At 74.1% G+C, this 21,924-nt stretch carries 15 protein-coding genes; 11 read left to right on the forward strand and 4 right to left on the reverse strand.

Annotated elements, in window-relative coordinates; all coding sequences use genetic code 11:
• The first annotated feature begins 18 nt into the window (after positions 1-18).
• From ABFX46_RS16595 to ABFX46_RS16620, 6 genes are all read left to right on the forward strand, one after another.
• A complete protein-coding gene (locus ABFX46_RS16595; RefSeq protein ID WP_346043107.1) occupies positions 19-1,437 on the forward strand; it encodes an L-fucose/L-arabinose isomerase family protein in 1,419 nt (472 codons plus the stop codon).
• A 110-nt stretch (positions 1,438-1,547) separates the two neighbouring features.
• On the forward strand, positions 1,548-3,662 hold the full coding sequence (locus ABFX46_RS16600; RefSeq protein ID WP_346043109.1) for a family 43 glycosylhydrolase: 2,115 nt from the start codon (positions 1,548-1,550) through the stop codon (positions 3,660-3,662).
• Between the two features lie 2 nt (positions 3,663-3,664).
• Complete coding sequence (locus tag ABFX46_RS16605) at positions 3,665-7,495, forward strand: glycosyl hydrolase (RefSeq protein ID WP_346043111.1); 3,831 nt, start codon at positions 3,665-3,667, stop codon at positions 7,493-7,495.
• Positions 7,496-7,550: 55 nt separating this feature from the next.
• Entirely contained in the window at positions 7,551-7,949 is a 399-nt protein-coding gene (locus tag ABFX46_RS16610) for a hypothetical protein (protein WP_346043113.1), read from the forward strand.
• A gap of 10 nt (positions 7,950-7,959) precedes the next feature.
• Positions 7,960-11,154, forward strand: coding sequence for a family 78 glycoside hydrolase catalytic domain (locus ABFX46_RS16615; protein WP_346043114.1), 3,195 nt, complete (start codon positions 7,960-7,962; stop codon positions 11,152-11,154).
• Complete coding sequence (locus ABFX46_RS16620) at positions 11,151-14,330, forward strand: family 78 glycoside hydrolase catalytic domain (RefSeq protein ID WP_346043115.1); 3,180 nt, start codon at positions 11,151-11,153, stop codon at positions 14,328-14,330. Before ABFX46_RS16615 ends, ABFX46_RS16620 begins: the two co-directional genes overlap by 4 nt.
• A 22-nt stretch (positions 14,331-14,352) precedes the next feature.
• On the opposite strand, the gene ABFX46_RS16625 is transcribed toward ABFX46_RS16620, so the two are convergent.
• Positions 14,353-14,700, reverse strand: a complete 348-nt coding sequence (locus tag ABFX46_RS16625; protein WP_346043117.1) for a DUF1801 domain-containing protein — start codon at positions 14,698-14,700, stop codon at positions 14,353-14,355.
• Between the two features lie 142 nt (positions 14,701-14,842).
• Between ABFX46_RS16625 and ABFX46_RS16630 the strand changes: the two genes are divergently transcribed.
• Positions 14,843-15,331, forward strand: a complete 489-nt coding sequence (locus tag ABFX46_RS16630) for a MarR family winged helix-turn-helix transcriptional regulator (RefSeq protein WP_346043119.1) — start codon at positions 14,843-14,845, stop codon at positions 15,329-15,331.
• Between the two features lie 112 nt (positions 15,332-15,443).
• Positions 15,444-16,235, forward strand: coding sequence for an aldo/keto reductase (locus ABFX46_RS16635; RefSeq protein WP_346043201.1), 792 nt, complete (start codon positions 15,444-15,446; stop codon positions 16,233-16,235).
• A 7-nt stretch (positions 16,236-16,242) separates the two neighbouring features.
• Here ABFX46_RS16635 and ABFX46_RS16640 read toward each other — a convergent pair whose 3' ends face one another.
• Positions 16,243-17,046, reverse strand: a complete 804-nt coding sequence (locus ABFX46_RS16640; RefSeq protein ID WP_346043121.1) for an SAM-dependent methyltransferase — start codon at positions 17,044-17,046, stop codon at positions 16,243-16,245.
• A 91-nt stretch (positions 17,047-17,137) separates the two neighbouring features.
• On the opposite strand from ABFX46_RS16640, the gene ABFX46_RS16645 reads away from it, so the two are divergent.
• A complete protein-coding gene (locus ABFX46_RS16645; protein WP_346043123.1) occupies positions 17,138-17,356 on the forward strand; it encodes a hypothetical protein in 219 nt (72 codons plus the stop codon).
• 47 nt (positions 17,357-17,403) lie between these two features.
• A complete protein-coding gene (locus tag ABFX46_RS16650) occupies positions 17,404-18,318 on the forward strand; it encodes a ribokinase (protein ID WP_346043124.1) in 915 nt (304 codons plus the stop codon).
• Here ABFX46_RS16650 and ABFX46_RS16655 read toward each other — a convergent pair.
• Positions 18,315-18,698 carry a PH domain-containing protein gene (locus ABFX46_RS16655; protein WP_346043125.1) on the reverse strand — a complete coding sequence of 128 codons (384 nt, stop codon included), beginning with the start codon at positions 18,696-18,698 and terminating at the stop codon, positions 18,315-18,317. The genes ABFX46_RS16650 and ABFX46_RS16655 overlap by 4 nt on opposite strands.
• Positions 18,699-18,818: 120 nt before the next feature.
• Here ABFX46_RS16655 and ABFX46_RS16660 point away from each other — a divergent pair, with 120 nt between their 5' ends.
• Positions 18,819-19,748 (forward strand): Ppx/GppA family phosphatase, encoded by a 930-nt coding sequence (locus ABFX46_RS16660; RefSeq protein ID WP_346043126.1) that lies wholly within the window; start codon positions 18,819-18,821, stop codon positions 19,746-19,748.
• A gap of 19 nt (positions 19,749-19,767) precedes the next feature.
• Here ABFX46_RS16660 and ABFX46_RS16665 read toward each other — a convergent pair whose 3' ends face one another.
• Positions 19,768-21,816, reverse strand: a complete 2,049-nt coding sequence (locus tag ABFX46_RS16665; protein ID WP_346043128.1) for a protein kinase domain-containing protein — start codon at positions 21,814-21,816, stop codon at positions 19,768-19,770.
• Positions 21,817-21,924: the final 108 nt, after the last annotated feature.

The following is a 21,924-nucleotide window of genomic DNA, read 5'->3' on the forward strand; positions in this document are numbered from 1 at the left end:
CCCGAGAAGAGGAGAGCAATGGCAGGCAACACAGTGTCGCCGCCCGTCAAGGTCGGTCTCGTCGCCGGGGGGCTCGGCGCGTACTGGCCGCAGTTCCCCGACCTGCTGCCGCAGCTGAAGCGGTCCGCCGAGCGCGTCTCGGAGCGGATGCGCGGGCTCGGCGCGGAGGTCGTCGACGTCGGCTTCATCTCCGACGCGCAGGAGGGCGCGGCCGCGGCCGAGCGGCTCCGCGCCGCCGGCTGCGACGTCATCGTCGGCTTCCTCACCACCTACATGACCGCGTCGATGCTGGTCCCGGTCGCGCAGCGGGCCGACGCGCCGGTGCTGCTGATCAACCTGCAGCCGACCGAGTCGATGGACCACGCGACGTTCGACACCGGGCAGTGGCTCGCCTACTGCGGCGCCTGCCCGCTGCCGGAGATGGCCAACGCGTTCGAGCGCTGCGGCGTCCCGTTCCGGTCCGTGTCCGGGTACCTGGAGGACGAGCGGGCCTGGGCGAAGATCGGCCGCTGGGTCCGTGCCGCCGGCGTCCGGGCCGCGCTGCGCAGGGGCCGGCACGGCCTGATGGGCCACCTCTACCCGGGCATGCTCGACGTCTCCACCGACCTGACGCTCGTCAACGCGAACTTCGGCGGGCACGTCGAGGTGCTGGAGTTCGACGACCTGCGGGTCCGGGTGGAGAAGGTCACCGACGCCGAGACGGCCGCGAAGAAGGCCGAGGCGGAGAAGATCTTCGAGCTGGACGCGTCCGTCAACGACGAGGACCTGACGTGGGCGGCCCGCGTCGCGGTCGGGCTCGACCGGCTCACCGCCGACTTCGAGCTGGACAGCCTCGCCTACTACCACCGCGGCCTGGACGGCGAGGTCCACGAGCGGCTCGGCGCCGGGATGATCCTCGGCGCCTCGCTGCTCACCGCGCGCGGCGTCCCGGCGGCGGGGGAGTACGAGCTGCGCACGTCGCTCGCCATGCTGATCGCCGACCGGCTCGGCGCGGGCGGCTCGTTCACCGAACTGCAGGCCCTCGACTTCCACCGCGGGCACGTCGAGATGGGCCACGACGGCCCCGCGCACCTGGCGATCAGCGCCCGCCGCCCGCTGCTGCGCGGCCTCGGCGTCTACCACGGCAAGCGCGGCTACGGCGTGTCCGTGGAGTTCGACGTCAAGCACGGCCCGGTCACCGCGTTCGGCATCGTCCAGCGCCGCGACGGCCGGTTCGCGCTCGTCGCGTCCGAGGGCGAGACCGTGGACGGCCCGCTGCTGCAGATCGGCAACACCACGTCCCGCGTCGACTTCGGCTGCGACCCCGGCGAGTGGACCGACGCCTGGTCCGCGACCGGCATCTCCCACCACTGGGCCCTCGGCACCGGCCACATGGCCGCCGACCTGAAGGCCCTCGCCGACCTCCTGGAGACCGACCTCATCGAGGTGAGGCCCTGAGCCCCACCGCACAGGATCGGGGGATCCACACCTGAGGTGACGGCGAGCCGCGCCCCCGGCCCACCGGGCCGAGGGCTCTGCTCGCCGCGCCCGAAAACCGGAGGAAGCCCATGCGGCGAACACCCAGAGCGCTGCTTCCCACGTCCCCACTCCCCGCACCGTCCCGCCCGAGGATCCTTCGAAGCCGCACCGTCGTCCTGGCGGTGCTCTCCTGCCTCCTGCTCACCGTGCTCACCGCCGTTCCCGCGCGGGCGGCGGTCACCACCGACCTGACCAACTTCGGGCCGGGCGGCGAGCAGGTGACCCGCTACGACACCGACGGCAACGCCGTCGACGCCCATGACGGCGCGATCCAGCGGTTCGGCAACACCTACTACCTGTACGGGACGAGCTACGACTGCGGCTACCAGTGGCAGGTCAACTCCACGTTCTGCGGGTTCAAGGTGTACTCGTCGCCCGACCTGGCGCACTGGACCGATCGCGGATACGTGGTCGGGCCCCGGGACTGCTCGTTCTGCTTCCGCCCGCACGCCGTCTACAACGAGACCACGCGCACGTACGTCCTGTGGGTGAACGACCAGGGGGCGGCGGACAAGTTCCGCGTCTACACCGCGCCGCGCCCGACCGGACCGTTCACCGAGCAGCCGGTGCCGGACCTGCCCGCAGGGACGCACTGCACCGCCGACCTCGACGTGTTCGTCGACGATGACGGCACCGGCTACCTGGCGTGCAGCAACGCCGGCTGGCACATCGCGGTCATCCAGCTCACCCCCGACTACCTGGGCGCGGCCGGGCCGTACGACGTGACCGGCGTGACCCGGGTGGAGGCGCCGTCGCTGTTCAAGCGGGACGGCGTCTACTACCTCGCGATGTCCGACCCGAACTGCGGCTACTGCACCGGCACCGGGACGTCGTACCTCACCGCCCGCAGCCCGCTCGGCCCCTGGACCGGCCGCGACGCCTGGACGGTCGAGGACGGCGCCCTCACCGTGAAGGGCGGCCTCTACGGCCTGTCCCAGCGGGGCGAGGACTGGACGGACTACACCTATTCCTTCGACGTCGCGCCGCTGCCGGCCAGGTCGGGGACGTTCGCGCAGGCCGGGTTCTCGGTCCGGATGAACCGCGACGACCACGGCTACCTGCTGCTGCTGAACGGCGCCGGCACGTCCAACGGCAAGCTGACCGTCCTGCGGCGCGCCGGGAAGACCACCGCGAGCCACACGGTCACCCTCGACAAGCCGATCATCGCGGGGGAGTGGCACCACGTCTCGGTCACCGTCTCCGGCCCGACCCTCACGACCTCCATCGACGGCGTCCGGGTCGACACCTACACCGACTCGACATACCCGGCGGGGAAGGTCGGCTTCCGCGAATGGAACGGTGCCGACCTGGAGTCGGCGAGGTTCGACAACGTCCGCGTGACCTCGCCCTCCGGGCAGGTACTGCTCGCCGACGACTTCTCCGGCGACCTGTCCCGCTGGGTCGTCCCCACGGCCGGCGTCAAGATCAGCGAGGACTCGTGCGGGGGACAGCCCGCGCACGTCGCGACGCTGCGGCAGCGGCACGGCGAGCCGATGTACCTGTACTTCAGCGACCTGTGGAACTACCACACCAACGAGGCGCTGGCCAACTACTACTGGCAGCCGCTGACGTTCGCGGACGACGGCTCGATCGCGCCGATCGAGTGCGGCAACCCCACCGTGCGGCCGAACCCGGGGCATCCGGGGCGCCAGCGGCCCGTCCCCGGGCTCGACCAGGGCAGCGGCGTGACCGGTTTCCGGACCGGCTGCGACATCGCCGGCGCCGTCCACCGCGAGCAGTCCTTCACCGCCGGGCGCCGCGGCCGCCTGTCCTCCCTCGCCGTGACCGTCTTCAAGGACGGCACCGAGGAGGGCCGGGTCGAGCGGACGCCGCCGTCCGAGCCGCTGACCGTCGAGATCACCGACGGGTCCCGGACGCTGTGGTCGGAGCGGATCCCGGCCGCCCGCATCGGGTGGTCGCCGCGCAACCTGACCGTCCACCCGGGGATCCGGGTCGAGCGGGGCCACCGGTACGCGGTGCGGCTCGGCTCGGCGACGACCGCCCAGGGCTGCTACGGCGCCGCCTACGGCGACCACGACCCGTACCGGGGCGGCACGTCGGCCGTCAGCCGGGACGGCGGGGCCACGTTCACCGCCGAACCCGGCCGTGACCTGAAGTTCCTCACGACCGTGCGGAGGGCCTGACCATGCGCCGCAACGGTCGGACGTACCCGGCGGCCGGGACCGGCGTGCGCGGCTCCGGCGTCCGGGCCCGGGCGCACGGCACGCGGACCGCGGCCGCGCCCGTCTCCGCGTCCGTCTCCGCGTCCGTGCTGCGGCGGCTCGCCGTGCCGGTCGCCCTGCTCACGGCCCTGTCGGGGCTCGCGGCCGTGGAGGCGGCCGCGGACGTCCCGTCGCCCGCGCCGGGCGTCCCCGCCCTGACCCGCGCGACCTTCGCCGACCCGCCGGCGTCCGTGCGGCCCAAGTACCGCTGGTGGCAGCCGCTCGCCTACACCGACGACGCCGAGCTCGCCCGCGAACTCGACCAGATCGAGAAGGCGGGCGGCGGCGGAGCCGAGGTCGCCCCGTTCAGCGTCGAGGGCACCGGCAGCACCACCCCCGAGTTCCTGAAGACCTACGGCTGGGGGACCCCGCTGTGGGCGCGGAAGACCCGGACGATGCTGGCCGAGGCCAAGGCCAGGGGGCTCGGCCTGGACTTCACCATCGGACCGCGCTGGCCCGCGACCGTCCCCACCGTCGACGACGTCAACGACCCGAGCGCGCAGCAGCAGATCGTCTTCTCGCACGAGTTCCACAAGGGCGGCACCAGCAGGTCCGGTGAGCTGCCGGCGAACTTCGACACCGCGCCGCCCGCCGGCGCGGAGCGGACGCTCATCGCCGCCCTGGTCGCCAAGTGCGACGACGCGGACTGCGCGTCCTCCGGCGCCCCGAGGATGCTGGATCGTGCGAGCGTCACCGACGTCACCTCGAAGGTGGACGCGCAGGGCTCTCTCACGGTCGACTTCCCCGGCGATGACACGAGCACCTACGCGCTGATCGCCTTCTACCAGACGCCGAGCGGGCAGTCCCTGTCCGGCTACACGGCGACCGGCAAGAACTACGCCCTCGACCCGTTCAGCAAGGCCGGGGCCAAGGCGACCACCGACTTCTACGACGAGCACATCCTCACCCCCGACGTGCGGAGGCTGCTCGCGCAGATGGGCGAGAGCGACCTGTACGAGGACTCGCTCGAACTCGGCAAGACCCAGAAATGGACGTCCGAGATGGTCGGCCAGTGGACGAGGCTGCGCGGCTACTCCCCGGTCGAGGTGCTCCCCGCCCTCGCCGGCGCCGGCGACCAGGGCATCACCGACCGGCCGTTCTTCGACTTCGGCGGCGGCGTCGGCGCCCGCGTCCGCACCGACTACCGGCAGACGCTCAGCGACCTCTACATCCGCAACCGGCTCGACGTGCTGCGCGCGTGGGCCCACCGGCACCACCTGAGCACCCGCGCCCAGCCCTACGGCATCCCGGTGGACGTCTCGGAGGCCGCCGCGCACATCGACGTGCCCGAGGGCGAGTCGCTGGCGTTCGGGCAGTCCGTCGGCGCCTACAGCAACGTGCAGGACTACCGCGTCATCGCCACGGGCGCGCACGTGTCCGGGCGGCCGGTCGTGTCGGACGAATGCTGCGCCTTCTCTGGCACCGTGTGGGGCTCCACGGCCGGCGCCGGAGCGGACGCCTCCAACCTGCAGGCCGTCTACCGGGGCTTCGCCGGCGGCGTCAACCAGGTCGTCTGGCACGGGTTCCCGTACCTGAGCAGGGGACCCGCCGGAGCGGGCCCGCAGTCGGCGTGGCCCGGCATGACCTACGGCGGCAACACCTCCTACTCGGAGGCGTGGGGCGGCAAGGGCGGCCCGAACTGGGCCGACTACCGGGCGATCAACGACAGCCTCGCCCGGATGCAGCTCGTGCTGCGGCAGGGCAGGCCCCGCTTCGACCTGGCCGTGTACTGGCAGGACTTCGGCATGAACGGCACCGGCACCACCGGGAGCGGAGCGAACAAGCTGATCCAGAGCTCCTCGGCGCTGGCGGCCGCCGGATACACCTACGAGTACCTCAGCCCGGCGCACCTGGGGCGCGAGGACGCCGCCTACTCCGGCGGGGCCCTGTTCCCCGGCGGCTCCGGCTACCGCGCGGTGCTGCTGAACGACCAGAAGACGATGCCGGTGGCCGCCGCCGAGAAGCTGCTGCGGCTCGCCCGGCAGGGGCTGCCCGTCGTCATCGTGGGGGACGTCCCGAGCGAAGTGCCCGGCGCGGGCGACGCGGCGCGCCAGGACGCCCGCCTGAAGTCGGTGGTCTCCGAGCTGCTCCGCCAGCGCCGCGTGGTGCGGGCGGTGAGCGAGGCGGACGCCCCGCGGGCCCTGCGGCGCCTGCGCGTCACGCCGGCCGCCGTCCCGCACGACGGCTCCGGCGCGATCCTGGACGTGCGCCGCGAGGCGGGCTCCACCGACTACTACTACCTCTACAACCAGACGGACACGGCGACCGCGCAGAAGATCACCCTGACCGGCGACGGCGTCCCCTACCGGCTGGACACCTGGACCGGGAAGATCACCCCGATCACCGACTACACGTCCGGGCACGGCACCGTCACCGTCCCGGTCCGGCTGGCCGGGAACGACGCCGCGGTCATCGCGGTCACGCCCCGCCGCGACGGCACCTTCACCGGCCATCCGGACCGCCCCCGCCACCCGCGCGAGCACGCGAAGGCCGTCCCGGACCCGGTGAGGCTCGACGCATGGTCGCTGTCGGTCGACTCCTGGGGGCCCGGACCCTCCGGCCTGCCCGGCGACACCGCGCACACGGCGCTCGGCCCGGTCGCGGTGAAGGCCGGGAAGGACGGCGCGCTGCCCGCCTGGTCGGAGATCACGCCCGCGAACGGCTACCCGGTGGACCTCGAGGACGTCTCGGGCGTCGGCACCTACACCGCGCGCATCACCCTCGATCCCGGCTGGAAGGGCATCGACGCGGCCGAACTCGACCTCGGGACACCGGTCGACACCGTCCGCGTGAACGTCAACGGGCACGACCTGCCGCCGCTGGACCAGGCGGACCTGCGGCACGTCCAGGTGGGCCGGTACCTGCGGCCGGGCGCCAACACGATCACCGTGCGGGTCGCGTCCACGCTGCTCAACGCGGTGCGCGTCGCACCCGGCACCGGCGCCTCGTCCCGGACGCCGATGGACTACGGGCTGTTCGGCCGCGTCACCCTCACCGCGACCGGAGGCGACCGTCCGGTGCTGACCGCCGAGGCCCTGGAACCGGAACTGCCGCTGGCGGACGGCGGCTACAACCGCGCGACCGTGCTGGTCACCAACGCCTCCGGCCGCGCGGCGAACGTCGCGGTCGCCGCGTCCGCCGCCGAGGGGATCAGCGCCGAGCCGGAGCACCGCGGCGTCAGGGTGCCGGCCCGCGGCTCGGTGACGGTGCCCGTCGACCTGCGCGACACGGGCGTCGCGTCCGGCACGAGCACCGTGGAGGTGACCGCGCGCAGTGACGCCGGTCCGTCGGCCACCGCGTCCGTGACCCTGCGGCACTCCGACGACCTCGCCCTCAACCCCGGCGGCACGCCGTTCCCGCGGGTGGTCGCCGACGCCGGGCAGGACCGGTATCCGGCCAAGCTCGCCGTGGACGGTTCGCCGAGCACGTTCTGGGTGTCGTGGGGACGCGCCGCGGGCCAGGGCCCGACGCCCGCCGACCCGGTGCACTACGGGGTCGACTTCGGCGCGCCCGTCGAGGTCGGCTCGGTCGTCGTGGGCGGGCGCTCCAACTACGGCGCGCGCGACTACGCCGTCCAGGTGTCCTCGGACGGCCGGACCTGGCGCACCGTGGCCACCGCCACCGACACCCCCAAGGCGGGCGGGACGACGACCTTCGCCAAGGTCAGCGCCCGCCATGTGCGCATTGCCGTCACCAGGAGCTGGGACGGCATCGTCGCGAATGTGCAGATGAGCGGCTTCTCCGTACGCCCGTAGGCCCCGCGCCGCACCCGACCGCACGTCACATCAACGAACCGGAGGCCCACCTCTCATGATTCGCCGTGACACGACTCGTCCCCCCGGCTCCCGCGCCGCCGCCACCGCCGTGGCGGCCGGCGCCGGGATGCCGGCAACCGCGCAGGCCGCGGTGGAGGCCGGGCACGCGCCGCAGGCGCCCGTCCGGCTCACCGTCGGCGACCGGGCCCGCCCGCTGACCATGGAGGGGGCGCCGCTGTTCGGCTGGACGCCCCGCGACCGCGACCCCGGAAAGGTGCGGACCGCGTACGGGATCGCCGTGCGCGGCGCGTCCGGCGGCCAGGAGTACGGGAATTGCGCCGGGCCGTTCCCCGGCCGGGTGTGGGAGTACTTCGAGCAGTCGGACGACACCAGCTTGATCACGAACCCTGAGGGCGGCTTCGGCCGCCTCGCCCTCCGTTCGGACCACCGCTGAGGAGCCCGCGATGAACGAGTTGTCCAGAAGAAGGTTCGTGCAGGCCGGCGGCGTCGCCGCGGCGGCGGTCACGGCGGGCGGCGCGATCGCCGCGCCCGCGGCGGCGGCGCCCGCCCAGGGGAGATCGCGGACGCTGCGGCCCGCCGATCCGCGGGTGGGCCACCTGCCGTCGCCGCTCGGGATCGACACCGTCGCGCCGACGCTGAGCTGGCGGTTCGCGGCCGGGCCGCGCAACGCCGTCCAGTCCGCGTACCAGGTGCGCGTCGCCACCTCGGAGGCGCGGCTCGCCCGCCCCGACCTCTGGGACTCCGGCAAGGTCGGCGGCGCCGCCGTGTCGGCCGTGTACGCCGGACGGGCGCTGACGTCCCGTGAGCGGGCGTCGTGGCAGGTCAGGGTGTGGGACGGGCACGGCCGCGCGTCCGCGTGGAGCGAGCCGTCCCACTTCGAGATGGGCCTGCTCGCCGCCGCCGACTGGACGGCCCAGTGGATCGGGAACAAGGACTGGTCCGCCGACCCCGAGCCGGTGGCCGCGACGGTCGCGTTCCCGGCCCGGTCGGCCCGCTACGTCCGGCTGGACGTGACCCGGCTCGGCCTGCCGATCAAGGAGGGCTGGCCGTACAAGGTGTCGCGGCTCCAGCTCGCCGAGGTCCAGGTGCTGGACGGGGCGTCCAGCGCGAACCTGGCCGCCGGGGCGGCCGTGACCGCGTCCGAGAGCTACACGGTCGGCGGCCAGTGGGAACCGGGGGCCGTCACGGACGGCTCGCTCACCAGCGACACCGCCCCCTTCGGCTACACGAGCCTGGAGCGGCGGGACCAGGACCTCGCCGACCCCATCTGGCTCCAGATCGACCTCGGCGAGGAGAAGCGGTTCGACCGCGTGCTGCTCTACCCGCGCACGGACGTGACGACCGACGACGGGAAGACGGCCAACTTCCCGGAGGACTTCACCGTCCGGACGTCCGGCGACGGCGAGACGTTCGGCACCGCCGCGACCGTCGAGGGGCAGGAGGCGCCGCCGCCGCTGCACCGGCAGCCCGGTGCCCTCCCCGTGTTCCGGCGCGAGTTCAAGGTGGGCAAGCGCGTCCGCACGGCACGCCTCTACGCGACGGCCCTCGGCGTCCTGGACATCACGGTCAACGGACGCCCCGTCAGCGACGCCGTCCTCGAACCGCCGTACAGCGCGTACAAGGAGCGGCTCGTTTACTCCACCTACGACGTGACAAAGCTGCTCCATCGCGGTGGCAACCGGGTGCAAGTGGAGTTGGGCACCGGCATGGCGCACGTCCCGCCCACGCCCGGCCGCTACGAGAAGCTGACCCGGTCGGACGGCAGGCCCGCGTTCCTCGGCCAGCTGGAGATCACCTACACCGACGGGTCCCGCGACGTCGTCGCGTCCGACACGTCCTGGCGCACCGCCCTCGGCGCGACGACGTTCACGAACTGGTACGGCGGCGAGGACCACGACGCGCGCCGCACCCCCGAGGACTGGTCGGACGCGGTGAAGGTCGCCTCGCCCACGGCCCGGCTCGCCGCGCGCACCGCGCCGCCGATCGTCCCGGTCGGCACCTTCCGCACGAAGAAGATCACCCAGCCGAAGGACGGCGTCTACGTCGTCGACCTCGGCACCAACTTCGCCGGCTGGCCCGAGCTGCGCGTCAGCGGACCGGCCGGGACGAAGGTCACGATGCGCCCCGGCGAGCTGCTGAACGACGACGGGACCGTCAGCCAGCACACCACCGGCTCGCCCATCTGGGACACCTACACGCTCTCCGGCGAGGGCACCGAGACGTGGCATCCCCGGTTCGTCTACCACGGCTTCCGCTACCTGCAGCTCGAAGGGCTGCCGTCCGCGCCGGACGAGGGCACGGTCACCGGGATCGTCCTGCGCGCCGGAAACGCGAAGGCGGGCTCGTTCACCAGCTCGCACGGACTCCTCAACGACATCCACCGGATCATCGACAGGGCCGTGCAGAGCAACATGTACTCCGTCCTCACCGACTGCCCGCACCGGGAGAAGCTCGGCTGGCTGGAGCAGGCCAACCTGGTGTTCCCCGCCGTCGCCCGCAACTACGACGTCGCCGCCTACTACGGCGCGATCGTCCGCGACATCGCCGAGGCCCAGACGGAGGACGGCCTCGTCCCCGACATCGCGCCCGAGTTCACGGTGTTCTCCGGCGGGTTCAGGGACGACCCCAACTGGGGCAACGTCATCGTCTTCGCGCCCTGGCAGATGTACCGGGCCTACGGCGACACGGCCACGCTCCGCACCTACTACCCGAACATGGTGCGCTACGTCGACTACCTGTCACGCAAGGCGGACGGGCACCTGCTCGACTACGGCCTGGGCGACTGGATCACCTTCGACAACAGCACGCCCAAGGGCGTGACCGCCACCTTCGGCTACCACCGCGCCGTGTCCGCCCTCGCCCGCATCGCCAAGGTCATCGGCGAGGACGCCGACGCGGCCAGGTACGAGGCCCTCGCCGGGCAGATCGGGTCGGCGTTCAACGCCAAGTACGCGACGGGCGACACCTACGGCTCCGGCAGCCAGGCATGCGACGCGCTCGCCCTCGACATGGGCGTCGTCCCCGACGGCAAGAAGGACGCCGTCCTCGCCCACCTCATCAAGGGGATCGAGGCGAAGGGCCACCACCTCACGGTCGGCGAGATCGCGTTGCCGTCGGTGTTCCACGTCCTGTCGGCGGCCGGGCGCGACGACGTCGTCCACGCGTTCGCGACGCAGACCGGCAACCCCAGCTACGGCTACCAGGTCGTGCACGGCGCCACCTCGCTGACCGAGAACTGGGACGGGCCCACGTCCGGGAACTCCCAGAACCACTTCATGCTCGGCGCCATCGACGAGTGGTTCCACGCCGGGCTCGCCGGCCTCGGCCAGACCGGCGACTCGATCGGGTTCGAGACGCTGCTCGTCCGGCCGGCCGTCGTCGGCGACGTCACGCGCGCCGCCGCCGCCTACGAGACGCCGCGCGGGCACGCGGCGGCGTCCTGGCGCCGCACCGGCAGGAGGCTCCGCCTGGACGTCACCGTCCCGCCCGGCACCACGGCGCGCGTGGAGTTCCCGGTGTCCGCCGGTGCCGCCAGGCCGAAGGCGCCCCGGGACGCCCGCTGGGTCGGCGTGGAGAACGGCCGGGCCGTCTTCGAGACCGGCTCCGGCGACTGGACGTTCGAAGGGAGCACCTCATGAGCGGGATGAGCAGGCGCCGCTTCCTCGGCGCGTCGGCGGCCGGGGTGACGGGCGCGGTCGTCCTCGGCTCGGCCGGTGGTACCGCGTCGGCGGCACCGCCGGCGGCGCGTACACCGTCCGGGCTGCTGACCTCGCTGCTGCCGGACGGGCTCGGCGTCACCGCGGCCCGTCCGAGGCTGAGCTGGCAGGTCGCCGACCTCGGCCCCGGCACGGAGCAGACGCACTACCAGGTCCAGTTCGCCACCACGCCGGCCCGGCTGGAGCACGGGCCGCGCCACTGGGACAGCGGCCGGGTCGCGTCCGCCGACTCGGTCGCCGTGGCCTACGGCGGCCCGGCCCTGGCGCCGCAGACCGCGTACTGGTGGCGCGTCCGGACGTTCGACGGCCCCAGGGCGTCCCGCTGGTCCGAGCCCGCCCTGCTCGCCACGGGCGTGGACGAGTGGGCGGCCGACCCCATCTGGGCGCCGGCCGCGCAGGCCCCCGGCGACGGCGTCCTCACCGCCCGGGTGCAGATCGCCTCCGTCGCCGCGAGCCTGTGGTTCCGGGCGTCCGGGACGAGCGCGAACTACCTGTGGCAGCTCCGCGCCGGGACGCCGGGCGTGCTGAAGAAGCACGTGTGCGTCAACGGCGCCTACCGGGTGCTGGAGGAGAAACGGCTCGCGCTCCCCGTCGAGACGGGCCGCTGGTACGAGGTGACGGTCGAGATGACCGGGCCGACGTTCCGGACGTCCATCGACGGCGCCGAGGTCGACACCACCACCGACGCCACATACCGCACGGGCACGGTCGGGATGCGCAACGGCTCCACCGAGGCGAACGTGTGGGACCGCGTCGGCTTCACCGCCCCCGACGGCACGGTGGTCATCGACGAGGACTTCACCGAAGGACGGGGGACCTTCGGCGCCGGGACGGTCGCGGACGGCGCGCTGACCCTCGCCAAGGGCCAGTCGACGCTGTCCTCCGTCGGCTCGCCCGACGACGACTGGGCGCTGCTGCGCACCGAGTTCACCCCGCACACCAAGCGGATCGCCGCCGCCGTGCTGCACGTCGCCGCCCAGTCGCCCACGCCGATCCGCCAGTACCCGGCGAAGGTGTGGGCGAACGGCGAGGTGGCGGGCTTCGCGTCGATGCCCGGCGGCGCGGGCGCGCCGCGCTACCACTCGTTCGACGTGACGCGCGCGCTCCGGCCGGGGCGGCGCAACGCGCTCGCCGCGCTCGCCTTCACCACCCAGGACAAGCGGTTCCTCGCGCAGCTCGTCATCACCTACGCCGACGGGACGACATCGGTGCACGGCAGCAGCGGCGACTGGAAGGCGCGCCGCCAGGCGGGACTGCTGCCCGACGCCGGGACGATCGGCACCGGCTACTACATCGGCCGCCAGGAGTACTGGGACATGCGGCACGAGCCGGCCGGCTGGACCAGCCCCGGCTTCGACGACTCCGCCTGGAGCCCGGCCCTGGTCAAACCCGCCATCGCCGGCCTGGAACCCGCGCTGGTCGAGCCGGTCGGGCTGCACGACGTCCGGCCCGCGTCCGTGCGCAGGACCGCGCCCGGCACCTGGCTCGTCGACCTCGGCCGGGAGATCGCGGGCGGCCTGCGGCTGTCGGTGCGCGGCAGGGCGGGCCGGACCGTCGAGGTCCGGCTCGGCGAGGAGCTGAACGGCGACGGAACCGTCCGGTACGCGCTGCGCGCCGGCGTCACCTACAGGGAGACCTGGACGCTCCGCGACGGCCTCCAGACCATCGAGCACTGGGGCTACCGCGGCTTCCGCTACGCGCAACTGCTCTGCGACGACGACCTCGACCTCTCCGAGGCCGTCACCGGACGCGCCTGGCGGGCCGCCTGGCGCGACTCCGACGCGTCGTTCTCCAGCTCCAGCCGCGACCTCGACCGCGTGTACGAGCTGTGCCGGTACTCGATCGAGGCCACGCGCGGCGACCTCTACATCGACACGCCGACCCGCGAACGCGGCCCCTACGAGGGCGACGCGCTCATCAACCAGGCGTCCGAGTACGGAGTGCAGCGGTCGTTCGCGCTGGCCCGCGCGTCCGACGCGTACCTGGCGCGCAACCGCACCTGGCCGACCGAGTACCGGCTGATGAACGTCATGTCGGCCTGGGAGGACTACCTGCACACCGGCGATCCCGAGCAGCTCGCCGCCGACTACGACCTCCTCGCGGCCAAGCACCTGACGGCGTATCTGGGCGACGACGGGCTCGTCCACAAGGACCCCGGGTCGTCCAGCCGCGACCTCGGCGACCTGGTCGACTGGCCGGTGTCCAACCGGGACGGCTACGTGTTCACCGACGTCAACACCGTCGTGAACGCGTGCCAGTACGCCGCGTTCGCCGCCATGGCGAAGATCGCCGCCGTCCTCGGCAAGGCCGGCGACGCGACGCGATGGCGGGCACACGCCGACAAGCTGGCCGCCGCCATGCGCGAGAAGCTCCTGGACGCGCCCAACGGCCGGTTCGCCGACGGGATCGGGACCGCCCACAGCGCGCAGCACGCGACCGCGTTCCCCGTCGCACTCGGCGTGGCCGGGCCGGGCACCGTCCCGGACTCCGTCGTCCGCGCCCTGGGCGAGACCCTCGCGGACGGCGGTATGAAGGTCAGCGTCTACGGCGCCCAGTTCCTGCTGGACGCACTGTTCGCGACCGGCCGGGCCGAGGCCGCCATCGGGCTGATGACGGCCGGCGGCATGAGTTCCTGGCTGCACATGCTGGACGATCTCGGCGCGACCATCGTGGCCGAGGCGTGGGACCCGTCCCTCAAGTCCAACATGACGTTCTCGCACGCCTGGGGTTCGGCGCCCGCCAACGTGATCCCGCGCCACGTCCTCGGCGTGCGGGTCACCGCGCCGGGCGCCGCCGAGATCGAGGTCCGGCCGCGCCCCGGGGACCTGGCCCGCGTCGCGGGGCGCGTCCCCACGATCCGCGGCCCGGTCTCCGTCGCGCTGGACCGCGAGGGGCACTACCGCCTCGACGTGGAGGTGCCGCCCAACACGTCCGCGCGCATCGTCGTCGGCGTGGGCGACGGCGACCCGCGCGCCCTCCGCGTCACCGGGCCCCACGCCCGCGCGCCCCGGACGACGGGCCGGGACGCGACGGGCCGGTTCCTCGCCGTCGGCCCGGTCGGCTCCGGCCGCACCACGGTGATCGGGAGGGGACGGTAGGCGGCGGCCGCGGCGCGCGGGCTCAGCTCCGGTCCAGCCGGACGGCCTGGGCGATGTAGTCGCGCAGGGCCTCCCCGTCGACGCCCTCCAGGGTCTTGATCTTGACGTGCCGGGTCTTCTTGCCGACGCCCTCCAGCAGGCCGTGCCGGTCCTCGAACTCGGCGCCGCGCTCGAACGCGAAGGTGAGGTGGGTCTTGCTCTGACTGATCACCGCGAGGACCTTCCGCCCCCGCCAGGCGGGGGACCCGTAGGTGAGGCACTCGGCGGCGTCCGGCGCCCCCTCCGCCATCGGCGTGCGGAGCGCGGCGAGGATCTCGGTGTACCTGGGGTCGAGCTTGGTCGCGGCGTAGGTGTCGATCTCGGTGCCCATGGTGTGCGTCCCTTCGGGTCGGCCGGTGCGTCCTGCGTCCCACGGTATAGTCATGAATCTTGACGGTCAAGGTACAAGACTAAATTCCGGGCCGCCGGGCCGGGGCGCGAGGTGCGGGGGCGGGCCTGTATGGTCAATGTTCGTGACTAACGTGCAGGTGGAAGGGCGGGGGCGGGAGCCCGATCTGGGGATGCTCGCGGGGCGGCTGATGCGGGGACTGCAGGAGGAGCTGTTCGAGCGGCTCGCCGAGCAGGGGCATCCGGACGTCCGGCCCCGGCACGGCACCGTGCTGGCCTTCCTGGACGCCGGCGGGATGCGCGCCACCGAGATCTCGGCGCGGTCGGGCCAGCACAAGCAGATCGTCGGCACGATCGTGGACGAGCTGGTCGGCCTCGGCTACGTCCGCCGCGAACCCGACCCCGCCGACCGCCGCGCGAAGCTCGTCGTCCCCACCGAGCACGGCCTGGACGAGATCGCCAAGGCCCGCGCCATCCTCGCCGCCGTCGAGGACCGCCACCGCCGGGCGCTCGGCGGCGAGCGGTACACCGCCTTCAAGGACGCCTTCCAGCGGATCACCCGCGACCAGAGCGCCTGGCGCGACGAGCAGGACCCGGACGCCCGGCTGCCGTAGGGCGGGCGCAGGTTCGGACGGCGGCCTGGCGGGCACGATGGCACCGCATGTCACCACCGAGGGGAGCGACGCCGTGACCGTACCGAAGGTCGACCTCATCGACGGCAACGCGATGCCGCAGCTGGGCTTCGGGGTGTTCCAGGTCGACGACGACGGGGCCGAGCGCGCGGTGGAGGCGGCGCTGCGGAGCGGCTACCGCAGCATCGACACCGCGAGCGCCTACGGGAACGAGGAGGGCGTCGGCCGCGCGCTGCGCGCCTCGGGCCTGCCCCGCGACGAGCTGTTCGTCACCAGCAAGCTGTGGAACAGCGAGCAGGGCCACGACAACGCGCTGCGCGCCTGCGAGGCCAGCCTGTCCCGGCTCGGCCTCGACCGGCTGGACCTCTACCTGATCCACTGGCCGGCGCCGGGCCGCGGCCTCTACCTGGAGACCTGGCGGGCACTGGAGAAGCTCAAGGCGGACGGGCGGGTCCGCTCGATCGGCGTGTCCAACTTCACCGTGGAGACGCTGCGGCGGATCATCGGCGAGGCCGACGTCGTCCCGGCGGTCAACCAGATCGAACTGCACCCCTACTTCCAGCAGGACGGGCTGCGCGCGTTCCACCGCGACCACGGCATCCGCACCGAGGCGTGGGCGCCGCTAGGGCAGGGGCACGGCCTGCTGGACGACCCCGCGCTCGCCCGCATCGCGGCGGCCCACGGGCGCACCCCCGCGCAGGTCGTGCTGCGCTGGCACCTGGAGATCGGCGACATCGTCATCCCGAAGTCGGTGACGCCGTCCCGCATCGCCGAGAACATCGACGTGTTCGGGTTCGAGCTGACCCCGGACGACATGGCCGCGATCGGGGAGCTCGACAAGGGCATCCGGGTCGGCCCCGACCCGGCGACGTTCGAGGCCGCCTAGCCGCGGGCTACCCGCGCAGTTCGGCCGTGCCGACGAGGCCGGCGAAGCGCTCGCCGTCCGGGTCGGTGTCGCCCAGCCATTCGCGGGGGCCGGTGAGGCCCGGCGGCAGCAGCTCGAACCCGTCGAAGAAGCGGCGGATCTCCGCGCGCGGGCGGGCGCCGAGCCGCGCGCTCGCGCCCTCGTAGACCTGCTCGGCCCGCGCCATCTGCTCGGGGAAGGCGTCCGAGGCCAGGTGCGACAGGATCAGCCGGCTGCCGGGCGCCAGCACGTCCCGGTAGCGGGCGACCAGCGCGTGCGGGCCGTCGGCGTCGGCCACGAAGTGCAGCACCGACACCAGCAGCACCGCCACCGGCTCGGCGAAGTCGATCAGGTCGCGGACGGCGGGGTGGCCGAGCACGTCGTCCGGGCGGCGCAGGTCCGCCTCGGCGAACCCCACGTTCGCGGTGCCCGCGAGGAGCGCCCGGCCGTGCGCGCAGACGACGGGGTCGTGGTCGACGTAGACGGTCCGGACGTCTGGACCCGCGGCCGACGCGGCCTCGTGCACGTTCTCCCGCGTCGGCAGCCCCGAGCCCAGGTCGAGGAACTGGCGGACGCCGGCCTCGGCGGCCGCGCGCACCGCGGCCCGCAGGAACGCCCGGTTGAGGCGGACGCCGCGCACGACCCGCCCGTCGGAGATCTCCACGACGCGCTCGGCGGCCTCCCGGTCGGCGGCGAAGTTGTCCTTGCCGCCGAGCCAGTAGTCGTACATGCGCGCGACGTTGGGGGAGGCGGTGTCGAGGCCGGCGGCGGACCCGTCCGAGAAGTCGGTCACCGGGTCATGATCGTGCCACCGGCGGCGGGCGGCAACACGAACGCCGAACCCGGTCACGTCACGCAGCGTCGCCACACGTAACGTTCCGTGCATGGGGGATGATCGGGGGAGCTGGACGGGCCCCGGCGGGCTGCGCGTGACGGCGGTGCGGCTGACGGGCGCGCACCGGGTCCTGGCGGACCACGCGGGCGTCCGCGGGGAGGGGGCGTTCCTCGTGACGCGGCGCGGGGAGCTGGTCGGACGCGGCTACTACCCGTCGGTGGAGGAGCTGGCCGAGGTCGTCGACCTCGCCGAGCTGGAACCGGTGTGACCGGGCCGCTTGCGGAACCGGCCGCCGCGCGTGTAGTGGGTGGGACCGTGGGTGAGCGCTGGGACGTCGTCGTGGTCGGGTCGGTCAACGCGGATCTGGTGGTCGGTGTCGAACGGCGGCCCGCGCCGGGGGAGACCGTCCTCGGCTCCGACCTCGCCGTCCATCCGGGCGGCAAGGGGGCCAACCAGGCGGTCGCGGCGGCGCGGCTCGGCGGCCGGACCGGGATCGTCGGGCGGGTCGGCGACGACGGGCACGGCGCGCTGCTGCGCGACGCGCTCGCCGCGGCCGGCGTGGACCTCGCCCACCTGGCCGCCACGCCGGGCGTGCCGACCGGCGTCGCACTGATCACGGTCGGCCCGGACGGCGACAACAGCATCATCGTCTCGCCCGGCGCCAACGCCCGGCTCGGGCCCGGCGACGTCGCCGCCGCCCGCGCGATGATCGCCGGGGCGGCCGTCGTGTCGTTCCAGCTGGAGGTGCCGCTGCCCGCCGTGGAGGCCGCCGCCCGCGCCGCGGCCGAGGCGGGCGGGCGCGTCGTCCTCAACCTGTCGCCGCCCGCGCCGGTCCCGGACGGCCTGCTCGCGCTCTGCGACCCCCTGGTCGTCAACGAGCACGAGGCCGCGTTCCTCTTGGAGGGCGGCGGCGATCCCCGGGACATGGCGGCGGCGCTCGCCGCCGCCGGGCCCCGCTCCGTCGTCGTCACGCTCGGCGCCGACGGCGCCGTGGTCGCCGACGGGGACGGCAGCGCGGCGATCCCGTCCCCGGAGACCGACGCCGTCGACACGACCGGCGCCGGCGACGCCTTCACCGCCGCGCTGTGCCTGCGCCTCGCCCGCGGCGACGCGCTGCGCGACGCCGCCCGGTACGCGGCCCGGGCGGGCGCCGCGGCCGTCCGCGGGCGCGGCGCGCAGAGCTCCTTCCCGACCCCGGACGAGCTACCGGACGGGCCTCCCGAGGGCTAGCGGCTCGTGCGGGCGCGCAGCCGGTACAGCTCGTCGGCGACGTCGTGGACGTCGGCGCCGAGGTCGAACGCGCTGAGCAGGTGCAGGTCGTCGGTGGTCTCGATCTCCAGCATCCGGGTGTTCAGCAGGAGCCGGCGCCGCTCGTCCACCCGGATCGTCGTCACCTCGTCCCAGGCGATGCTGCGGTGCCCCGCGTAACCGGACACGACCGTGAGCCCGTCCCCGTCGGCGGTGAGCCGGACCGGGGCGACCAGGTCGCGCAGCGCGAGCGCGTTCAGCCCGATCGCCGCGGCCGCCGCGAGGAACAGGAACTGGGGGTCGTGGCTGTAGAGGACGATGAGCGCCGTCACGGCCGCCGCGGCGGCGCACTTGACCGCCACGTGACCTGGCGGTACGCGCCATCGCCGCTGTGATCCCGGATCCATGCCCGCCACCGTAGCCGGAACCGGCGCCGAACCGCGCCCGTACGCCGCCGGAGGCCGTCCGGTAGCGTCACGCACATGCGACTCGGTGTGCTGGACGTGGGCTCGAACACCGTGCACCTGCTGGTGGTCGACGCCCACCGGGGGGCGCGGCCCCTGCCCGCGTACTCCCACAAGGCCGAGCTCCGGCTCGCCACCCACCTCGACGACTCCGACCGCCTGTCGGAGGAGGGCGAGACGCTGCTGCGCGACTTCGTCGACGAGGCGCTGCGGGTCGCCGAGGACAAGGGCGTGGAGGACCTGGTCGCCTTCGCGACCTCCGCGGTCCGCGACGCCGCCAACGGCGAGGAGGTCCTCGCCCGCATCCGGGACGGCCGCTCGATCGACATCCGCGCGCTGCCCGGCGAGGAGGAGGCGCGGCTGACGTTCCTCGCCGTCCGCCGCTGGTTCGGCTGGTCGTCGGGGCGGCTGCTGGTCGTGGACATCGGCGGCGGCTCGCTGGAGATCGCGTCCGGCATCGACGAGGAGCCGGACGTGGCGATCTCGCTGCCGCTCGGCGCGGGCCGGCTCACCCGCGACCGGTTCAGCGCCGACCCGCCGCCGCCCGAGGAGATCCGCGACCTGCGCCGGCACGTCCGGGCGGAGATCGCGCGGCACGTCGGGGACGTCGCCCGCTACGGGCCCGCCGACCACGCGGTGGCCACGTCCAAGACGTTCAAGCAGCTCGCCCGGATCGCGGGCGCCGCGCCGACCGCCGAGGGGCCGTACCAGCGCCGCACCCTCGGCGACACCGACGTCACCGACTGGGCGGAGAAGCTCGCGCCGATGCCGTCGGCGGAGCGCGCCGAGCTGCCCGGCGTGTCGGAGAGCCGCGCCCAGCAGCTGCTCGCGGGCGCGATCGTCGCGGACGCCGCGATGGACCTGTTCGAGCTCACCGAGCTGGAGATCTGCCCGTGGGCGCTGCGCGAGGGCGTCATCCTGCGCCGCCTCGACATGATCACCGGCTAGCGGCCCTGCGTGCCCCCGGTCAGGCCCAGTACGGGTGGCCGATCACGAGGCCCCGAGGGGTGAGGACGCGGTCGCCGGTGCCGTCCGCCCGGACGGCGTGGACCACCGGGTCGGCGACCTTGCCGCGCACGTAGCACAGCCACCGGCCGTCGCTGGACCACGCCGGGTCCATGTCGTCGCCGGTGCCGGTGGTGACGGCCCGCAGCCCGGAGCCGTCCGCGTTCACGACCCAGATCGTGCTGTGCTCGTCGGGGCCCCGGGTGAAGGCGATCTTGGAGCCGTCGGGGGACCATTCGGGGTCGACCGACCGCACCCCGTCCGCGGTCACCCGCGTCCACGCGGACCCGGCGCGGGCGGGGTCGAGGGTGTAGATCTGATCGGTGCCGTCCAGCCTGCTCCAGAACACGAGCCGGCCGGTGGACGACCACATCGGGTCGTCCTTGAACGAGCGGTCGGTGGTGAGCTGGACGACCGAGCGCCCGTCGAGGGTGGTGGTGAAGATCTGCCGCACGCCGTCCTTCTCGGCCATGTACGCCAGGCGGGTGCCGTCGGGCGACCAGGTCACCCGGGTGCCGCGCTGCACGTCGGCGACCTTGCGGGCGCCGCCGCCGTCGGCGTTCACCACCCACGCCGCGGCGGTCCGGGTGGCCTGCCGGGTGAACGCGATGCTCTTCCCGTCCGGTGACCGCTCGGGGAGGATGTCGCACTGCGGCCCGCCGACGAGGGTCCTCGCGGACGGTTCGCCGGGCGTGTAGAGGCCGAGGTCGGCGTGGCACTGCTTCGGCCAGCCGGGTGCGGTGTCGATGCGGACGAGCATCGCCGCGGACGGGAACGTCCCCGCGCCGCCCCCCGCGTTCCCCGACGGCCGGCCGAGGTAGTAGAGCAGGCCCGCGACGGCCCCGGCGGCGAGCACCGCCGCCGCGGCGGACGCGGCGAGCGTGGTGCGGCGGGACGGCCGGTGCGGCGCCCCGCCCCCGGGCGCGGTCGGAAGGACGGGCGGCGGCACCGCGTACTCGCGTTCGGTGGCCCGCTCGTAGGGCTGCGCGTGTAGCTGTTCCTGCGGGCGCCCGTACACCTGTTCGTGCGGCCGCTCGTAGGCCTTCCGGGTCGACGGCTCCGGCGCGGGCACCGGCGGCGGGGGAGGGGCGTCCCGCGAGGTGGCGCCGGGGTCACCGCCGGGGGCTCCGCCGGGCGGGGACGTCCACGACTCGCCCAGCTCGGTCGTCACGGCGGCCTCACCGCCGCCGCCGACCAGGGCGAGCAGCAGGTCGCGGGCGCTCGGCCGGGCGCCCGGGTCCTTGCGCAGCGCCGCCTGGACGAGCCCCGCCAGCGACGGCGGCAGGTCGCCGATCTCCGGTTCGGCGTGCACGGCGCGGGCCGCGAGGAGCTGGAACGAGCCCTGCCCGAACGGGTTGCGGCCGTTCGCCGCGTACGCCACGAGGCAGCCCCAGGCGAACACGTCCACGGCCGTGGTGACCTGCTGCGTCGTGATCTGCTCGGGGGCGATCCAGCCGGGCGTCCCGACGACCTGCCCGGTCCGGGTGTGGGCGGAGACCATGTCCAGCGCCCGCGCGATCCCGAAGTCGATCACCCGGGGGCCGGAGATGGACAGCAGCACGTTGCTCGGCTTGAGGTCGCGGTGCACCAGCCCGGCGCTGTGGATCGCGACGAGCGCGGCGGCGACGCCGACCGCGACGCCGTGCAGCATCCCGGGCGACAGCGCGCCGTTCTCGGCGACGTGGTCCAGCAGCGACGGCCCGTCGATGTACTCGGTCACCATGTAGGCGAGGCCGAGGTCCTCGCCGTGCTCCAGGACCTGCGCCGTGCAGAACGACGCGACCCGCTGGGCGTTGGCGGCCTCGTCGTGGAACCGGGCGAGGAACGTCCGGTCGCCGGCCAGCTCGGCGCGGACGACCTTCACCGCGACGGGACGGCCGTCCTCGCCGCGGCCGAGGTACACCGCGCCCATCCCGCCCTCGCCGATCTTGGCCTCGATCCGGTACCGGCCGATCCGCGTGGGGTCGTCCGGACGCAGCTCGCGCAGGGAGGACGCTCGCGGCCCGTCCATGGTGATCACCTTTTCCCCGCGAGCCGCGTCTTGGCGGCCGCCTCCCCGGCGGCACGCGGCTCCGACTTTTCCTTACGATGACAGAGGGCGGCCCCAGGTTCTAGCGTC

It is taken from the genome of Actinomadura chokoriensis (assembly GCF_039529475.1).
Lineage (GTDB): Bacteria > Actinomycetota > Actinomycetes > Streptosporangiales > Streptosporangiaceae > Spirillospora > Spirillospora bangladeshensis.

Bases quoted from the DNA above. Each gene is read 5' to 3' on its own strand.
- ABFX46_RS16600 (WP_346043109.1), top strand. From the start codon at position 1,548: ATGCGGCGAACACCCAGAGCGCTGCTTCCCACGTCCCCACTCCCCGCA.
- ABFX46_RS16610 (WP_346043113.1), top strand. From the start codon at position 7,551: ATGATTCGCCGTGACACGACTCGTCCCCCCGGCTCCCGCGCCGCCGCC.
- ABFX46_RS16645 (WP_346043123.1), top strand. From the start codon at position 17,138: ATGGGGGATGATCGGGGGAGCTGGACGGGCCCCGGCGGGCTGCGCGTG.
- ABFX46_RS16620 (WP_346043115.1), top strand. From the start codon at position 11,151: ATGAGCGGGATGAGCAGGCGCCGCTTCCTCGGCGCGTCGGCGGCCGGG.
- ABFX46_RS16605 (WP_346043111.1), top strand. From the start codon at position 3,665: ATGCGCCGCAACGGTCGGACGTACCCGGCGGCCGGGACCGGCGTGCGC.
- ABFX46_RS16625 (WP_346043117.1), bottom strand. From the start codon at position 14,700: ATGGGCACCGAGATCGACACCTACGCCGCGACCAAGCTCGACCCCAGG.
- ABFX46_RS16595 (WP_346043107.1), top strand. From the start codon at position 19: ATGGCAGGCAACACAGTGTCGCCGCCCGTCAAGGTCGGTCTCGTCGCC.
- ABFX46_RS16660 (WP_346043126.1), top strand. From the start codon at position 18,819: ATGCGACTCGGTGTGCTGGACGTGGGCTCGAACACCGTGCACCTGCTG.
- ABFX46_RS16615 (WP_346043114.1), top strand. From the start codon at position 7,960: ATGAACGAGTTGTCCAGAAGAAGGTTCGTGCAGGCCGGCGGCGTCGCC.
- ABFX46_RS16635 (WP_346043201.1), top strand. From the start codon at position 15,444: ATGCCGCAGCTGGGCTTCGGGGTGTTCCAGGTCGACGACGACGGGGCC.
- ABFX46_RS16665 (WP_346043128.1), bottom strand. From the start codon at position 21,816: ATGGACGGGCCGCGAGCGTCCTCCCTGCGCGAGCTGCGTCCGGACGAC.